The 13,934-nt window shown below is 68.2% G+C and carries 16 protein-coding genes; 6 read left to right on the top strand and 10 right to left on the bottom strand.

The window, feature by feature from the left end:
• Positions 1-363, top strand: a 363-nt coding sequence (locus P3W97_RS10045) for a histidine phosphatase family protein (RefSeq protein ID WP_300846343.1), incomplete at its 5' end; no start/stop codon positions are given.
• 33 nt (positions 364-396) lie between these two features.
• On the opposite strand, the gene ruvB is transcribed toward P3W97_RS10045, so the two are convergent.
• Together ruvB and ruvA are read right to left on the bottom strand one after the other, a co-directional pair.
• Positions 397-1,464 (bottom strand): Holliday junction branch migration DNA helicase RuvB, encoded by a 1,068-nt coding sequence (ruvB, locus tag P3W97_RS10040; protein ID WP_300846341.1) that lies wholly within the window; start codon positions 1,462-1,464, stop codon positions 397-399.
• A 16-nt stretch (positions 1,465-1,480) separates the two neighbouring features.
• A complete protein-coding gene (gene ruvA, locus P3W97_RS10035) occupies positions 1,481-2,059 on the bottom strand; it encodes a Holliday junction branch migration protein RuvA (protein WP_300846339.1) in 579 nt (192 codons plus the stop codon).
• Between the two features lie 99 nt (positions 2,060-2,158).
• On the opposite strand from ruvA, the gene P3W97_RS10030 reads away from it, so the two are divergent.
• Together P3W97_RS10030 and ybeY are read left to right on the top strand one after the other, a co-directional pair.
• The gene (locus tag P3W97_RS10030) at positions 2,159-3,103 is read left to right on the top strand and encodes a PhoH family protein (RefSeq protein WP_300846337.1); all 945 of its coding nucleotides are present in this window, start codon (positions 2,159-2,161) and stop codon (positions 3,101-3,103) included.
• Between the two features lie 10 nt (positions 3,104-3,113).
• Entirely contained in the window at positions 3,114-3,581 is a 468-nt protein-coding gene (ybeY, locus tag P3W97_RS10025; protein ID WP_300846334.1) for an rRNA maturation RNase YbeY, read from the top strand.
• 82 nt (positions 3,582-3,663) lie between these two features.
• Here ybeY and P3W97_RS10020 read toward each other — a convergent pair whose 3' ends face one another.
• The gene (locus tag P3W97_RS10020) at positions 3,664-4,590 is read right to left on the bottom strand and encodes a cation diffusion facilitator family transporter (protein ID WP_300846332.1); all 927 of its coding nucleotides are present in this window, start codon (positions 4,588-4,590) and stop codon (positions 3,664-3,666) included.
• A gap of 25 nt (positions 4,591-4,615) precedes the next feature.
• A complete protein-coding gene (gene tyrS / locus P3W97_RS10015; RefSeq protein WP_300846330.1) occupies positions 4,616-5,884 on the bottom strand; it encodes a tyrosine--tRNA ligase in 1,269 nt (422 codons plus the stop codon).
• Between the two features lie 214 nt (positions 5,885-6,098).
• On the opposite strand from tyrS, the gene P3W97_RS10010 reads away from it, so the two are divergent.
• Together P3W97_RS10010 and P3W97_RS10005 are read left to right on the top strand one after the other, a co-directional pair.
• Positions 6,099-7,430, top strand: a complete 1,332-nt coding sequence (locus P3W97_RS10010; protein ID WP_300846328.1) for a M23 family metallopeptidase — start codon at positions 6,099-6,101, stop codon at positions 7,428-7,430.
• Between the two features lie 16 nt (positions 7,431-7,446).
• Positions 7,447-8,595, top strand: a complete 1,149-nt coding sequence (locus tag P3W97_RS10005; RefSeq protein ID WP_300846345.1) for an anhydro-N-acetylmuramic acid kinase — start codon at positions 7,447-7,449, stop codon at positions 8,593-8,595.
• Between the two features lie 34 nt (positions 8,596-8,629).
• On the opposite strand, the gene erpA is transcribed toward P3W97_RS10005, so the two are convergent.
• The 3 genes from erpA to rplM all read right to left on the bottom strand — a co-directional run bounded on the left by erpA (position 8,630) and on the right by rplM (position 10,017).
• On the bottom strand, positions 8,630-9,007 hold the full coding sequence (erpA, locus tag P3W97_RS10000; RefSeq protein WP_300846326.1) for an iron-sulfur cluster insertion protein ErpA: 378 nt from the start codon (positions 9,005-9,007) through the stop codon (positions 8,630-8,632).
• A gap of 176 nt (positions 9,008-9,183) precedes the next feature.
• The gene (rpsI, locus tag P3W97_RS09995; protein WP_068606774.1) at positions 9,184-9,576 is read right to left on the bottom strand and encodes a 30S ribosomal protein S9; all 393 of its coding nucleotides are present in this window, start codon (positions 9,574-9,576) and stop codon (positions 9,184-9,186) included.
• A gap of 9 nt (positions 9,577-9,585) precedes the next feature.
• On the bottom strand, positions 9,586-10,017 hold the full coding sequence (gene rplM / locus P3W97_RS09990) for a 50S ribosomal protein L13 (protein ID WP_300846322.1): 432 nt from the start codon (positions 10,015-10,017) through the stop codon (positions 9,586-9,588).
• A gap of 177 nt (positions 10,018-10,194) precedes the next feature.
• Between rplM and P3W97_RS09985 the strand changes: the two genes are divergently transcribed.
• Positions 10,195-11,127, top strand: coding sequence for a 23S rRNA (adenine(2030)-N(6))-methyltransferase RlmJ (locus P3W97_RS09985; protein WP_300846320.1), 933 nt, complete (start codon positions 10,195-10,197; stop codon positions 11,125-11,127).
• 63 nt (positions 11,128-11,190) lie between these two features.
• Here the strand turns inward: P3W97_RS09985 and P3W97_RS09980 are convergent, their stop codons facing one another.
• The 3 genes from P3W97_RS09980 to P3W97_RS09970 all read right to left on the bottom strand — a co-directional run.
• Positions 11,191-12,462, bottom strand: coding sequence for an aminotransferase class I/II-fold pyridoxal phosphate-dependent enzyme (locus P3W97_RS09980; protein WP_300846318.1), 1,272 nt, complete (start codon positions 12,460-12,462; stop codon positions 11,191-11,193).
• Between the two features lie 93 nt (positions 12,463-12,555).
• Entirely contained in the window at positions 12,556-13,392 is an 837-nt protein-coding gene (gene metF / locus P3W97_RS09975; RefSeq protein ID WP_300846316.1) for a methylenetetrahydrofolate reductase [NAD(P)H], read from the bottom strand.
• A partial coding sequence (locus tag P3W97_RS09970) for a TlyA family RNA methyltransferase (RefSeq protein ID WP_300846314.1) occupies positions 13,377-13,934 on the bottom strand: 558 nt, incomplete at its 5' end. The genes P3W97_RS09970 and metF, both read right to left, overlap by 16 nt.

The following is a 13,934-nucleotide window of genomic DNA, read 5'->3' as shown; positions in this document are numbered from 1 at the left end:
GAACAGCAACACCCAGACGTCGTGCGCGCCTGGAAGGCGCGCGTGCCGGACTTCGCCCCGCCGGGTGGCGAGTCGCTGCTGGCGCTGCGCGCACGGGTGGAGACCACGTTTGCGGAGCTGGCTGCGCGCCACCCGGGGCAGGCGATCGCGGTGGTGGCACATGGCGGCGTGCTCGACATCCTGTACCGCGCCGCCGCGCGTGTGGACCTGCAGGCGCCGCGCGCCTGGGCCATGGGCAACGCAGCCATCCACCGTGTGCTGTGGAGCGCCGACGGCGGCCTTGCACTGCTGTCCTGGGGCGACACGCGCCATCTGGAGGAAGCCGACGAAGCCGGTCCACGCGACGAACAGGCGGCGGCCTGACCGTTGCCCGTACAGGGGCGGCCGGTGCACCAGTCAGCCCCCGTCGTCGAACAGCGCCGCGCCGCCCTGCGCCGGCGGCACCACGCCCAGGTGGCGGTACGCCGCCAGCGTCGCGCAGCGGCCGCGCGGCGTGCGCTGCAGATAGCCCTGCTGGATCAGATAGGGCTCGATCACATCTTCGATCGTGCCCGGCTCCTCACCGATGCTGGCGGCGATGTTGTCCAGCCCGACCGGGCCGCCGTCGAACTTGTGGATCACCGCCTCCAGCAGCTTGCGGTCCATCAGGTCCAACCCGATCGGGTCCACGTCCAGCATCGCCAGCGCGCGCTGTGCGATGTCGCGCGTGATGTGGCCCTGGCCCTTGACCTCGGCGTAGTCACGCACGCGACGCAGCAGCCGGTTGGCGATGCGCGGCGTGCCGCGGCTGCGGCAGGCGATCTCGAACGACCCTTCGGGGTCGATGGGCGCTTGCAGCAGCCTGGCCGAGCGCGTGACGATGCGGGCCAGTTCCTGCGGCGTGTAAAACTCCAGCCGCGCCACGATGCCGAAGCGGTCGCGCAGCGGGTTGGTCAGCATCCCGGCGCGGGTGGTGGCACCCACCAGCGTAAAGGGCTGCAAATCCAGCTTGATCGAGCGCGCCGCCGGCCCTTCACCGATCATGATGTCGATCTGGTAGTCCTCCAGCGCCGGATAGAGGATCTCCTCCACCACCGGCGACAGGCGATGGATCTCGTCGATGAACAGCACGTCGTTGGGCTCGAGGTTGGTCAGCAACGCGGCCAGGTCGCGCGGCTTTTCCAGCACTGGGCCACTGGTCTGACGCAGGTTGACGCCCAGCTCATACGCGATGATGTGTGACAGCGTCGTCTTGCCCAACCCCGGCGGGCCGAACAGCAGCACATGGTCCAGCGCCTCGCCGCGCTTCTTGGCCGCACCGATGAAGATCTCCAGCTGCTCGCGCACCTTGGCCTGGCCGATGTATTCGTCCAGCCCCTTGGGTCGCAGCGCGCGCTCCAGCGCCTCTTCGCGGCTGGACTCCGGCGCCGCCGAGACCAGCCGCTGCCGCGGTATGGGCGCAAAGTCATCGGTCTCGATGGTCATGGCTGCAGCCCCGTCCTCACTTGGCCAGCGCCTTGAGCGCCAGCTTGATCCCCTCGGCCACGCCGACGCCGGCAGGCAGCCCCTTGATCGCCGCGGCGGCCTCGCGCTCACTGTAGCCCAGCGCCAGCAGCGCCTGCTGGATGTCGGCCTGCGCGTCGTCCAGCGGCGCGCCGGCCGCCACCGGCCCAGGGTCGGGCACCAGCCGCCCGCGCAGCTCCAGCAACAGCCGCTCGGCGATCTTCTTGCCGATGCCGGGAATCTTGATGAGCCGGCCGGCTTCCTGCGCCGACACGGCCTGCGCCAGCTCGGCCACGCTCAAGCCCGACAACAGGGCCAGTGCCGTGCGCGGGCCGACGCCGCCGATCTTGATCAGCTCGCGAAACGCCGCGCGCTCCGCCACGGTAGCAAAGCCGTACAGCAGCTGCGCATCCTCGCGCACCACCAGGTGCGTCAGCAGCGCCACCGGCTGGCCCAGCGCCGGCAGGCCGTAGAAGGTGCTCATCGGCACCTCTACCTCGTAGCCCACACCGCCGCAGTCCACCACGATCTGCGGCGGCTGCTTGTCGATCAGGGTGCCCGTCAATTTGCCTATCATTGCCCCACCTTGCGCCACTGGGCGCCCGGCCGCCGTCAAGGCGGCCGCGTCCACCAGGCCGGCGCGCTCGCCAGCCCACCTCGACAGGGATTATCCGCCTTGATCCTGCGCCACACCTTCACCCCTACCGACGCCAGCCGGCTGGCGCATGTCTGCGGCCCGCTAGACGCCCACCTGCGCACCATCGAGGCGGCGCTGCAGGTGCGCATCACACACCGCTTTGGCCACATCCGTGTCGAGGGGCGCAAGGCCGCCGCCACGCAGGCGCTGGAGGTGCTGCAAGCGCTCTACGAGATCGCGCGCGAGCCGGTGCCGGCCGAGACGGTGCAGCTGATGCTGGCCGGCGACGGCCCCCAGCCCCCGGACGATGCGCACGCGCCGGTGCTGCAGACGCGCCGCGGCGAAATCCGTGGCCGCACCGCCAACCAGGCGCGCTATCTGGCCGCCATCACAGAGCACGACATCACCTTCGGCATTGGCCCTGCGGGCACCGGCAAGACGTATCTGGCGGTGGCATGCGCGGTCGATGCGCTGCAGCGCAGCGCGGTGCAGCGGCTGGTGCTGACACGCCCCGCTGTGGAGGCTGGCGAGCGGCTCGGCTTCCTGCCGGGCGATCTGGCCGCCAAGGTTGACCCCTATCTGCGCCCGCTGTTCGATGCGCTGTACGACCTGATGGGCTTCGAATCGGTGCAGAAGGCGCTGGAGCGCCAGCAGATCGAAATCGCGCCGCTGGCCTTCATGCGCGGGCGCACCCTCAACCACGCTTTCGTGATCCTGGACGAGGCGCAAAACACCACGCCCGAGCAGATGAAGATGTTCTTGACGCGCATCGGCTTTGGCTCCAAGGCCGTGGTCACCGGCGACGTCAGCCAGATCGATTTGCCGCGCTCGCAGCTGTCGGGCCTGATCGACGCTGAGCGGGTGCTGCGGCGCGTGCCTGGGATCGCGTTTGCTCGGCTGACCAGCGCGGACGTGGTGCGCCATCCGCTGGTCGCACGCATCGTGGACGCCTACGAGGCGCGCCCCGCACCCACCGACCCCTGAAAGCCCGCCGATGTCCAAACTCTTGCCTGCGCTGGTCTTGTCGCTGCAGTTCGCGCGCTTCGACGGTGCCGCGGCACACCGTGCCGCCCTGCCGCGCCACGCGGTGGCGCGCTGGCTGCGCCATGCCCTGGAGCGCCCGGCCGAACTGACCGTGCGCATCGTCGATGCCGACGAAGGCCAGGCCCTCAACCGCGACTACCGCGGCAAAGACTACGCCACCAATGTGTTGACCTTCGACTACGCTACCGAACCCGTGGTGATGGCCGATCTGGTGCTGTGCGCCCCCGTGGTGGCGCGCGAAGCCGCCGAGCAGGGCAAGACGCTGCCGGCCCACTACGCCCACCTGCTGGTACACGGCGCGCTGCACGCCCAGGGCTGGGACCACGAGCGCAGCGAGGCCGAGGCCGAAGCGATGGAGGCGCGCGAGATCGCGATCCTGGAACGGCTGGGCTTTGCCAATCCGTACGCGGTTCAGTGAGGGTCAACAGCCGCAAGCCGCCGCCTGCATCCACGCGCCCCCGGCGCCCCCGTGGCCGCGGGCCCTTCCGGCTGATCGCCGCTCACTTCAGATCGCGCGGGTCGTCGAAATACGACTCGACGTCGCTGGGCAGCAGCTGAATCGTGGCGCGCAAGCCCGGCACGGCGCTCATCAGGGCCTGCTCTACGCTGGTGCGCAAGGCCGCCGCCCGCCCCAGCGTCCAACTGGCCGGCATGTGCATGTGCAAGTCCACATAGCGGCGCTGGCCTGCTTTGCGTGTGTGCACATGGTCGAAGCGGATGATGTCGCTGCCGTTGCGCTGGTGCGCAAATCCGGCCAGCACGTCGTCGATGGCGGCACGGACCTCCGGCTCGACCGCCTGGTCCATCAGCCCCTGGCTGGAGCGCCACAGCAGATGCGCCCCCTCGCGGCCGATGTTCAAGGCCACGCCGATGGCCACCACCGCATCCAGCCAGAGCCAGCCTGTCGCCCAGGCCAGCGCCAGCCCCACCACCACGCCGGCGGAGGTCCAGACATCGGTGAACAGGTGCCGGGCGTCCGCCTCCAACGCCAGCGAGCGGTGCACGCGCGAGGCGCGCAACATCACCCATGCCAGCCCACCGTTGAGCGCCGAGCTCAACACCGACAGCCCCAGACCCCAATCCAAACGCTGTAGCGGCTGCGGGTCCCACAACCGCCCCAGCGACGCCCAGATGATGCCCAGCGCAGCGATGATGATCAAAATGCCCTCGAAGCCCGAGGAAAAGTACTCCGCCTTGTGATGGCCGTAGGGATGCTCCTCGTCGGCTGGTCGCGCAGCCAGCGTCACCATCCACAAACCGAACATGGCACTGGCCAGATTGACCACCGACTCCATGGCATCGGACAGCAGCCCGACCGAGTCGGTGATCCACCACGCCAGCGTCTTGAACAGGATGGTCGCCAGCGCCACCCCCACCGAGGCCGCGAGCAGCCGCTGGGGCGTCAGGCGATGCCAAACCGCGTTCATGGCTGAAAGATCGAGCGCTGGGGTGTCAAGCCAGGGTCACGCGGGCAAACCGTCGCTTGCCCACCTGCACCACATAGGTGCCCGCCCCGAGCTTGAGGCCCTTGTCGCTGACCACGCTGCCATCCACGCGCACGCCGCCGCCATCGATCAGGCGGTTGGCCTCGCTGCTGGACGGCGCCAGCCCAGCTTGCTTGAGTACCGCGGCGATGCCCAGCGGGGTGCCGCCTTCGCCCAGCGCCAGAGTGACTTGCGGAATCTCGTCCGGCACACCGCCCTTGCTGCGGAGGTGAAAATCCTGTTCGGCCGCCTCGGCTGCCGCCGGGCTGTGAAAGCGCGCCGTGATCTCCTTGGCCAGCATCACTTTCACCTCTTTGGGGTTGCGCCCTTGCGCCACTTCGCGCCGCAGCGCGTCGATCTCGGCCTCGGACTTGAACGACAGCAGCGTGTACCAGCGCCACATCAGCTCGTCGCTGATCGACAACACCTTGGCAAACATGGTGTTGGCGTCCTCGGTGATGCCGATGTAGTTGCCCTTGGACTTGGACATCTTCTCGACGCCATCGAGCCCCTCCAGCAGCGGCATGGTCAGAATGCACTGCGGCTCCTGCCCATACTCGGCCTGCAGATGGCGGCCCATGAGCAGGTTGAACTTCTGGTCGGTGCCGCCCAGCTCCAGATCGGCCTTGAGCGCCACCGAGTCGTAGCCCTGCATCAGGGGGTACAAAAATTCGTGCACGCTGATGGGCGTGCCGGCCGCGAAGCGCTGGTGAAAGTCGTTGCGCTCCATCATGCGCGCCACGGTGTACTTGGCCGCCAGCTGGATCATGCCGCGCGCGCCCAGCGCGTCGCTCCATTCGCTGTTGTAGCGGATCTCGGTCTTGGCCGGGTCCAGCACCAAGCTGGCCTGTTTGTAATAGGTCTCGGCGTTGGCCTTGATCTGCTCCGGCGTCAGCGGCGGGCGCGTGCTGTTGCGGCCAGACGGGTCGCCGATCAGGCTGGTGAAATCGCCGATGAGGAAGATCACCGTGTGCCCCAGATCCTGCAGTTGGCGCATTTTGTTCAGCACCACGGTGTGGCCCAGGTGGATGTCCGGCGCGGTGGGGTCCAGCCCCAGCTTGATGCGCAGCGGCTGGCCCGTGGCCTCGCTGCGGCGCAACTTGCGCACCCAGTCGGCCACGGGCAGCAACTCCTCGCAGCCGCGCCGGGTGACGGCCAGCGCGGCGCGCACGGCATCAGAGGCACCCCGCAGCGCCTCCTCGGTCGCCTGCGCGGCGGATACGGGAGAAATATTCATGAGGGATACACTGGTGACAGCGGCCGCGCGGCGGGTATACTCCAAGCCACTCGGCCGCTGGGTTGGGCGCAGCATTGCTCGATTGCCATGCCGTCGCCCACACATTGTAGTCGGCGGATCTTTCTCTTCCTCTCACGCCCCGCAGAGCTGCCCGACGAGGACTGCGGCACGGGATGGCCCGTCGCAGACGGCCCGCCCACCCACCGGATATGGCATGATTGATCGACGACACACATGGCAGCGCTGGTTGCAGCGCCACCCCCGACAGGTCATGGCAGCCCTGGGGGTGCTGTTGTTGGGTACGGGTGTCACAGCCTTCGGGACCGGATCGCTCGACGCCGCCATCGACGAACTGCCACGGCGCCAGCTCACCGAAACCGTGGATGCGCCCTTCGTCGCCCCCGAGGCCAGTGCTCCGACCGCCCCCTTCGTCCTCTATCGCACCGACGTCACCCGCCGCGACGACACCCTGGCCACGCTGCTGCAGCGCCTGGGCGTGCAGGATCGCGAAGCGGCCGATTTTTTGCGCCGCGACCGGCATGCAGCAGACATCTGGCGCGGCCGGCCCGGCAAATTGGTGAGCGCCGAGGTGGACGACGACGGGCGGCTGCTGCGCTTGACGGCGCGCTGGCTGCCGCGCGACGAGAGCCCGACCTACCATCGGCTGGCCGTGGAGCGCGACGGCCATACCTGGCGTTCTCGCCTGGAAAACCCTGCGCTGACACCCACGGTGCGCCTGGCCAGCGGCACCATCCGCACATCGCTCTTTGCCGCCACGGACGCAGCGCGCCTGCCCGATGGCATTGCCTCGCAGCTTGCCGACCTGTTTTCTGGCGAAATCGATTTCCGGCGCGACCTGCGTGCCGGCGACGCCTTTCAGGTGGTGTACGAGGCGCTGGAGGCTGACGGCGAAGTCCTGCGCTATGGGCGTTTGCTGGGGGCCGAGTTCGTCAACGCAGGTCGGGGTCATCAGCTCGTGTGGTTCCAGCCGCCGGGCGGCAAAGGGGCCTACTACAACTTCAAGGGTGAAAGCCTGCAGCGGGCCTTTCTGGCGTCGCCTCTGGCCTTCTCGCGGGTGAGCAGTGGCTACGGCATGCGCTTTCACCCGGTGCATGGCGGCCAGCGCCCCCATCTGGGGGTGGACTATGCCGCGCCGACCGGCACGCCGGTGCGCAGCGTAGCCGATGCGGTGGTGGAGTTCGCTGGCTGGCAACGCGGCTATGGCAACGTGGTCATCCTGCAGCACAAGCAAGATCGCAAAACGCTCTACGCCCACCTCAGCCGTATTGATGTGCGCAAGGGTCAGCGCGTCGAACAGGGGCAAACCCTGGGAGCCGTTGGGGCCACCGGCACCGCCACGGGGCCACACCTGCATTTCGAATATCTCGTTGGCGGCACCCACCGCGATCCCTTGACCCTGGCACGCGACAACGCCGGCGGCGAGCCCATCGAGGCGCGCTGGCGCCCGGCGTTCGAACGGGTGGCCGTCGCGATGCGTGAGAAACTGGCCGCGGCTGCCACCCTGGTGCAGGCCAGCGCCGAGTAACACCCCAGGCGGCGGCCTGTCCGTGCGCTGCATCGGCCTGATGTCGGGCACCTCGCTCGACGGCATTGACGGCGTGCTGGTCGAGTTTGCCGAAGGCAGCTCGGCCGGGCGGGTGCTGTCCGATGCCAGTGAACCGCTGCCCGAGGACCTGCGTGACGCGCTGATGCACCTGCAGCAACCGGGCCCCGACGAGCTGCACCGCGCCGCCCAGGCCAGCGCCGCGTTGGCGGATGCCTACGCCGCGGTCGTGGCGCGTTTGCTCGAACGCGGCGGTGTTTCAGCCCACCAGGTGGCGGCCATTGGCGCGCACGGACAGACGGTGCGGCACATGCCGCCCGGTCATCCCCGCCTGCAGCCCCACGAGTCTCCGTACACCCTGCAACTCCTCGCCCCCGCCCGGCTGGCCGAGGCGACCGGCATCGCGGTGGTGGCGGATTTTCGCAGCCGCGACATCGCCGCAGGCGGCCAGGGCGCGCCGCTGGTTCCGGCGTTTCACCGCGCTGCCTTCGGCCAGCCGGGGACGGCGGTGGGGGTGGTCAACATTGGCGGCATCGCCAATCTGACGGCGCTGTGCGCCGACGGAGCCCTACGCGGCCTGGATACCGGGCCCGGCAATGTGCTGCTGGACGGTTGGTGCGCCCGCCACACCGGGGCACGCTACGACGCGAACGGGGCTTGGGCCGAACAGGGCCATGTCGTGCCCGCGCTGCTGGAAGATCTGCTCGCCGACCCATACTTCGCGCGCACGGGTGCACGCAGCACGGGGCGGGATTACTTCAATTTGGCCTGGCTGGACGTGCGATTGGCGCGACATCCCGATGCGCGACCGGCCGATGTGCAGGCCACGTTGGCAGCCCTGACGGTGGAGAGCATCGCCCGCGCCATAGAAAACATGCATTGGGCCACATCCAACGCCGCAGCCCCGCAGCGGCTATGGGTGTGCGGCGGCGGCGCGCACAACCGCGCGCTGCTCGAGGGGCTGTCACGGCGCCTGCCGGCCACGACGGTGGGCACGACGGCGGAGCTGGGCTGGCCGGTGCAGTGGGTGGAAGCCGCCGCATTTGCGTGGCTGGCGCACCAAACCTTGCTGGGCCAGCCGGGCAACGCCACCGAAGTCACCGGGGCACGCGGGCCCCGTATCTTGGGTGCGGTTTACCCCGCCTGATCATGCCACCTGGGCACCGCACCCCACAGATGCGTCAACCGACACTGAAGCTGGAGCCGCAGCCACAGGTCGTGGTCGCGTTGGGGTTACGAATCACGAACTGCGAACCTTGCAGGTCTTCTTTGTAGTCGATTTCGGCGCCGACCAGGTACTGGTAGCTCATGGCGTCGATCAGCAGGGTCACCCCGTTCTTGGTCATCTGGGTGTCGTCGTCGTTGACCACCTCGTCGAAGGTAAAGCCGTACTGAAATCCCGAGCACCCCCCGCCCTGCACGAAGACGCGCAGCTTGAGGTCGGGATTGCCCTCTTCGGCGATCAACTCCGCCACCTTCGCGGCGGCGGCATCGGTAAAGACGAGCGGCGCCGGCACCTCGGTCTCGGGGGTAACGGCGGTTTCGGCAAGAGCGGACATGGCTGAATTCCTGATTACAGAGTGCGCAAAGAATAGCAAAACACTCGGGTTTTTCCCAAACGGCTGGGAGGCAATATCCCTGACTCGGCCAGGGACGAGCAAGCAACGACCCCCGCAACAGAAAAAAACCGCCCCCACGAGGCGTGGCAGGCGGCTGGACCGGTACGGGCTGCGGATCAGCGCTTGCTGAACTGCTTGGCACGACGGGCCTTGCGCAGACCGACTTTCTTGCGCTCGACTTCGCGGGCGTCGCGGGTGACGAAGCCGGCAGCGCTCAGCGCAGGCTTGAGGCTCGCATCGTAGTCGATCAGGGCGCGGGTGATACCGTGGCGCACGGCACCGGCCTGGCCGGATTCGCCACCACCGTGGACGTTGACCTGGATGTCGAAGGTCTCGAGGTGGTTGGTCAGCACCAGGGGCTGCTTGGCGATCATGATCGACGTCTCGCGGCCAAAATAGGCCTGAATGTCGCGACCATTGATCGTGATCTTGCCCGAGCCCTTCTTGAGAAACACGCGGGCGACGCTGGACTTGCGACGGCCCGTGCCATTGTTCCATTCACCAATCATGGCCGCTCCTTAGATTTCCAACGCCTTGGGTTGCTGGGCGCCGTGCGGATGCTCGGGGCCAGCGTAGACCTTGAGCTTTTTGATCATGGCGTAACCCAGCGGGCCCTTGGGCAGCATGCCCTTGACGGCCTTCTCCAGCGCGCGGCCGGGGTGCTTGGCCTGCATGTCGCGGAAGTTGATCGAGCGAATACCACCCGGGTAGCCGGTGTGGCGGTAGTAGATCTTGTCGAGGGCCTTGTTGCCGGTGACTTTGATCTTGTCGGCGTTGACGACGATGATGAAGTCGCCCGTATCGACGTGAGGGGTGTAGATGGCTTTGTGCTTGCCGCGCAACCGGCGTGCCACTTCGCTGGCGACACGTCCGAGCACCTTATCGGTGGCGTCAATCACAAACCACTCATGCACCACCTCAGCGGGCTTGGCGCTGAAGGTTTTGGTCATGTCAGTTTCCTGTGGTTTGGGCGGGCCCTTTTCCACGGTCGGCGCTGCTCTGCCGGCAGCCTCTTAGGTGGGGAATGATTTCGCCGCGGGGCCCAAAGCTTTCGCTGCGAAACATAGCATTATAGCCGGAACCCGGTGCAAGTGGGTAGCCGACCCACACTCGGCTACCATCGGGCCATGTTCAGCTACCGACACGCCTTTCACGCCGGCAACCATGCCGATGTGCTCAAGCACATTGCCCTGCTGGCCACCCTGCGGCATTTGCAGGCCAAAGATGGGGGGCTGCTGCTCGTGGACACCCATGCGGGCGCGGGCCTGTACCGGCTGGACCAGGAACATGCCCGCACCTCCGGTGAAGCGGCCCAGGGTGTGGGCGCGCTGTGGCAGGCCGCAGCCACTGCAATCGCGGTGGGGTCCGCCCTGCCTGCGGCCGTGCAGGACTACATCGATCGCCTGCACGGACTCAATCCGGATGGGGTGCTGCAGCACTACCCCGGCTCGCCGGCGCTGCTGCAGGCGGCGCTGCGGCCGCAGGACGCGCTCAAATTGTTCGAGCTGCACCCGACCGACGGGCGGCTGCTCGACCGCACCGTGCGCGAGTGGCGCACGCGCACGCCGCGCCCGGCCATCGAACTGCGGCGTGACAATGGCTTCGACGGCCTGAAGGCGCTGCTGCCGCCGCCATCGCGACGCGCGCTGGTGTTGATCGACCCCAGCTACGAGCTCAAATCCGACTATGGCTTGGTGACGGCCGTCGTGGCCGATGCCCTGCGGCGCTTTGCACTCGGCTGCTATGTCGTCTGGTATCCGGTGATCGCGCGCGAGCAGGCGCACGCGCTGCCCAGGCGCCTGCGCGCGCTGGCGCAGCAGCACGGCCGCGCCTGGTTGCAGGCCGAACTCAACATCGGCACACCGGCCGACCCGGCGGCCAAGGCCGCCGCCGCGCGCGGCCGCCCGGCCGGCAGCCTGCGCGCCAGCGGCGTGTTCGTCATCAACCCGCCCTACACCCTGGCTGGGCAGTTGCGCGAGGCGCTGCCGTGGCTGCTGGCGGCGCTGCGCCAGGGGCCGGCTGCGGCGTGGAAAGTGGACGCGGGCGAAGCGCAAGGCTGAAGGGCGCCACCACCGGGCGTGGCGCCCCGCCTGCCCGCCAACACGCCGGGGCACATCGCCAGCTCAAGCCGCTGCCAGCGCCTGCGCCAGGTCGGCCTGGAGGTCCTCGATGTGCTCGATGCCGACGCACAGGCGCACGGTGTCCTCGGTGACGCCCGCTTTGGCCAGTTCCTCGGAGGAGAGCTGCCGGTGCGTGGTGCTGGCCGGATGCGTAGCCAGCGAGCGCACATCACCGATGTTGACCAGCCGCGTAAAGAGCTGCAGCGCATCGAGGAAGCGCTCGCCGGCCGCGCGCCCGCCCTCGATGCCGAAAGTCAACAGGCCCGAGGCACGCCCGCCCAGATAGCGCTGCGCCAGCCCGTGGTAGGGGTCATCCGGCAAGGCGGCGTAGCGCACCCAGCGCACCTTGGGATGCTGGTGCAGGTAGCGCGCCACCGCCAGCGTGTTGTCGCAGATGCGGTCCATGCGCAGCGGCAGCGTCTCGATGCCTTGCAAGATCAAGAAAGCATTGAAGGGCGAGATGGCCGCGCCCATGTTGCGCAGCGGCACCACCCGCGCCCGGGCGATGTAAGCGGCTGGCCCCAAGGCCTCGGTGTAGACGACGCCGTGATAGCTGACGTCGGGCTCGTTGAGGCGCTTGAAGCGCGCCTTGTGCTCGGCCCACGGAAATTTGCCAGAGTCGACGATCGCACCGCCCACGCTGGTGCCGTGACCGCCCAGGTATTTGGTCAGCGAATGCACGACGATGTCGGCACCGTGCTCGAACGGGCGGCACAGATAGGGGCTGGGCACCGTGTTGTCCACGATCAATGGCACGCCGTGGCGATGCGCGATGGCCGCCAGCGCCGCAATATCGGTGACATTGCCGCGCGGGTTGCCCATCGACTCGCAATAGAGCGCCTTGGTGCGTGCATCGATCAGCGGCTCGAAGGACTCGGGCCGGTCGCTGTCGGCAAAGCGCACCTCGATGCCGTACTGCGGCAACGTGTGCGCGAACAGGTTGTAGGTGCCGCCGTAGAGCGCACTGGCCGAGACGATGTTGTCGCCGGCCTCGGCAATCGTCTGAATGGCATAGGTGACGGCCGCCTGCCCGGAGGCCAGCGCCAGCGCGCCGATGCCGCCTTCCAACGCCGCCAGCCGCTCCTCCAGCACCGCCTGCGTGGGATTCATGATGCGGGTGTAGATATTGCCCGGCACCTTCAAGTCGAACAGATCGGCGCCGTGCTGCGCGCTGTCGAAGGCGTAAGCCACGGTCTGGTAGATCGGCGGCACCACGGCCTTGGTGGTCGGGTCGGGTCGGTAGCCGGCGTGTACAGCCTGGGTTTCGAATCGCATGGGCAGAGCCTCCTGGCGGGTCACGGAACGGGTTGAGAAAACGCAAACGCAACGATAGCGCACCAGCGGCAGCGAGGGCAGCGCCGTTTGCCGTCAGACCGACAGCAGATCGAGCCGCTGCAAAATGGTCAGCGTCGGCTCGGCCTGGTTCATGGTGTAGAAGTGCAGGCCCGGCACGCCAGCGGTGCGCAGCTGGTCGCACAGATCGGTCACCACATCCAACCCGAAGGCACGGATCGAGGCCACGTCATCGCCGTAGCCCTGCAGCCGCAGGCGGATCCAGCGCGGAATCTCGGCGCCGCAGGCGTCGGAAAAGCGCATCAGCTGTGTGGCGTTGGTGATCGGCATGATGCCAGGCACGATCGGCACCTCCACCCCCAGCGCGTAGGCCTCGTCGACGAAGCGAAAATAGGCATCGGTGTTGAAGAAATACTGCGTGATGGCGCCGTCGGCCCCAGCGCGTACCTTGTCGGCGAACGCTTGCAGGTCGGCCTGCGGCGAGCGCGCCTGCGGGTGCATCTCTGGATAGGCCGCGACCTCGATGTGGAAGGCGGCGCCGAACTCCGCGCGGATGAAGGCCACGAGGTCACGCGCGTAGGCGAACTCGCCACCCAGCCCGTAGCCGCTGGGCAGATCACCGCGCAGCGCCACCAGGCGCTTCACACCCATGCTCTGCAGTTCGGCGAGCTGCGCGCGCACCCGCTCGCGCGTGGCGCCGATGCAAGAAAAATGCGCCGCGGCCTCTATCCCTTCGGCCAGGATCTCCCCCGCGGTCGCGAAGGTGCCTTCTTGTGTGGAGCCGCCAGCGCCATAGGTGACCGAGCAAAACTGCGGCCGAGCCGCATACAGCTGCTGGCGCTCGGTGCGCAGCTTGGCGGCGCCTTCCGGCGTCTTCGGCGGAAAAAATTCGAAACTCAACGGCAAAGCCATGCCAGAAACTCCCGGTTGCCGTCGCCCCCGGCGATCGGACTGTCGAAGTAATCGCGCAGCACAAGGCCCTGCGCCGCTGCGGCGCGCTCGATACGCTGGCGCACCCGCTCCAGCGCCGCCGCGCAGCGCACCACCCCACCTTTGCCGATGTCGCCCGGCTGCAATTCGAACTGTGGCTTGACCAGCATCAGCATCGAGCCGCCCGCTGCCAGCAGCGGCAGCAGCGCCGGCCACACCAGCGTTTGCGAAATGAACGAGAGGTCACCCACGATCAGGTCGAACGGCGGCGCAGCGGCTGGGCCGCCCAGGTCCACCAGCCGCCCGGCTGACAGCTCGCGCGCATTGCAGCCCTCGATGGCCACCACGCGCGCGTCCGAGCGCAGCCGCGGGTGCAGTTGGCTGTGGCCAACGTCCACCCCGACCACCTGCGCGGCACCCGCCTGCAGCAAGCAGTCGGTAAAACCACCGGTGCTCTGCCCCACATCCAGACAGCGGCGCCCGGCCACCGGCACGCCGGTTCGCTGCAGCGCCGCCGCCAGCTT

This window comes from Tepidimonas sp. (genome assembly GCF_029335975.1).
Lineage (GTDB): Bacteria > Pseudomonadota > Gammaproteobacteria > Burkholderiales > Burkholderiaceae_C > Tepidimonas.
This window is presented reverse-complemented; position numbering and strand designations above follow the sequence as displayed.